Consider the following 1,894-nt stretch of genomic DNA (forward strand, 5'->3'; position numbering starts at 1 on the left):
AGGTTAATATTCCTGGGCCGTGGAGTGGTGACGGATCTGAGACGTAGTTCATCCTTATCGGATTGAATGGGCTGCCAACAGGTCCCTGGAAATAGCCCTCCTTTAAGATCGTACCCTAAACCGACACAGGTGGACTGGTAGAGAATACCAAGGCGCTTGAGAGAACCACATTTAAGGAACTCGGCAAAATACCTCCGTAAGTTCGCGAGAAGGAGGCCCGGTTTTTACGCAAGTAGAGGCCGGGGGCACAAACCAGGGGGTGGCGACTGTTTACTAAAAACACAGGGCTCTGCGAAGTCGTAAGACGACGTATAGGGTCTGACGCCTGCCCGGTGCCTGAAGGTTAAAAGGAGGAGTGCAAGCTCCGAATTGAAGCCCAGGTAAACGGCGGCCGTAACTATAACGGTCCTAAGGTAGCGAAATTCCTTGTCGGGTAAGTTCCGACCTGCACGAATGGCGTAACGACTTCCCCGCTGTCTCAAATGTGGACTCAGCGAAATTGAATTACCGGTCAAGATGCCGGTTACCCGCGGTTAGACGGAAAGACCCCATGCACCTTTACTACAGCTTCACACTGGCATCAGGCCATGCATGTGCAGGATAGGTGGTAGGCTTTGAAGCGGGGACGCCAGTCCTCGTGGAGCCTCCCTTGAGATACCACCCTTGCATTGCTTGATGTCTAACCGCGGTCCGTTATCCGGATCCGGGACCCTGTGTGGTGGGTAGTTTGACTGGGGCGGTCGCCTCCTAAATTGTAACGGAGGCGCGCGAAGGTTGGCTCAGAGCGGTCGGAAATCGCTCGTTGAGTGCAATGGCAGAAGCCAGCCTGACTGCGAGACTGACAAGTCGAGCAGAGTCGAAAGACGGCCATAGTGATCCGGTGGTCCCGAGTGGAAGGGCCATCGCTCAACGGATAAAAGGTACGCTGGGGATAACAGGCTGATGGTGCCCAAGAGTCCATATCGACGGCACCGTTTGGCACCTCGATGTCGGCTCATCTCATCCTGGGGCTGGAGCAGGTCCCAAGGGTACGGCTGTTCGCCGTTTAAAGAGGTACGTGAGCTGGGTTTAGAACGTCGTGAGACAGTTCGGTCCCTATCTTCCGTGGGTGTAGGATATTTGAGAAGAGTTGCCCCTAGTACGAGAGGACCGGGGTGAACGATCCACTGGTGGATCTGTTGTCGTGCCAACGGCAGTGCAGAGTAGCTATGATCGGACAGGATAACCGCTGAAGGCATCTAAGCGGGAAGCCCCCTTCAAAACAAGATATCCCTGAGAGCCGAGGTAGACCACCTCGTCGATAGGCCAGAGATGTAAGCGCAGCAATGTGTTCAGTTGACTGGTACTAATGGCTCGATAGGCTTGATTTGATCCAGTAGAAGCCATGCTTTTACGACGACCAAATCAGAATACATACACACACAACATCAGTTGCTTATTCTTGGAACGACAATCGACCGTGAAAACGGACCCGGTTGCTGATACGGAACCGCCCAGGTGATCAACCGGGTGCCGCCGCACAGTTGCATAGCAACCGTGCCTTGAGCACTCGGTGGATCGCCTGCGCGATCCAACGTGCTTTTTTGGTGTGGTGATCATAGCGTGAGCAAAACACCCGATCCCATCCCGAACTCGGCCGTTAAGTGCCACTGCGCTGATGGTACTGCGTCTCAAGACGTGGGAGAGTAAGTCATCGCCACACCTAATAAGCACGGTTCAGTATCTCTCAAACGATCAAAATCAAACACTGTCGCGGGATGGAGCAGCCCGGTAGCTCGTCAGGCTCATAACCTGAAGGTCGTAGGTTCAAATCCTACTCCCGCAACCAAGATTACCACATGATCACAATGAGATAACAGCCACCTTCGGGTGGCTTTTTGTGTTGCCGTTTTGC

At 53.7% G+C, this 1,894-nt stretch carries 1 tRNA gene and 2 rRNA genes; all 3 read left to right on the forward strand.

From position 1 onward, the window contains the following. Positions 1–1,370 (forward strand): 23S ribosomal RNA (locus tag LGQ03_RS16580); the annotation flags it as partial. 217 nt (positions 1,371–1,587) lie between these two features. After that, a 5S ribosomal RNA gene (rrf, locus tag LGQ03_RS16585) occupies positions 1,588–1,702 on the forward strand. A gap of 49 nt (positions 1,703–1,751) precedes the next feature. Further along, positions 1,752–1,828 (forward strand) — tRNA-Met (locus LGQ03_RS16590). The last annotated feature ends 66 nt before the right edge of the window (positions 1,829–1,894 follow it).

The sequence above is a fragment of the Loktanella gaetbuli genome, from assembly GCF_020531945.1.
Lineage (GTDB): Bacteria > Pseudomonadota > Alphaproteobacteria > Rhodobacterales > Rhodobacteraceae > Loktanella > Loktanella gaetbuli.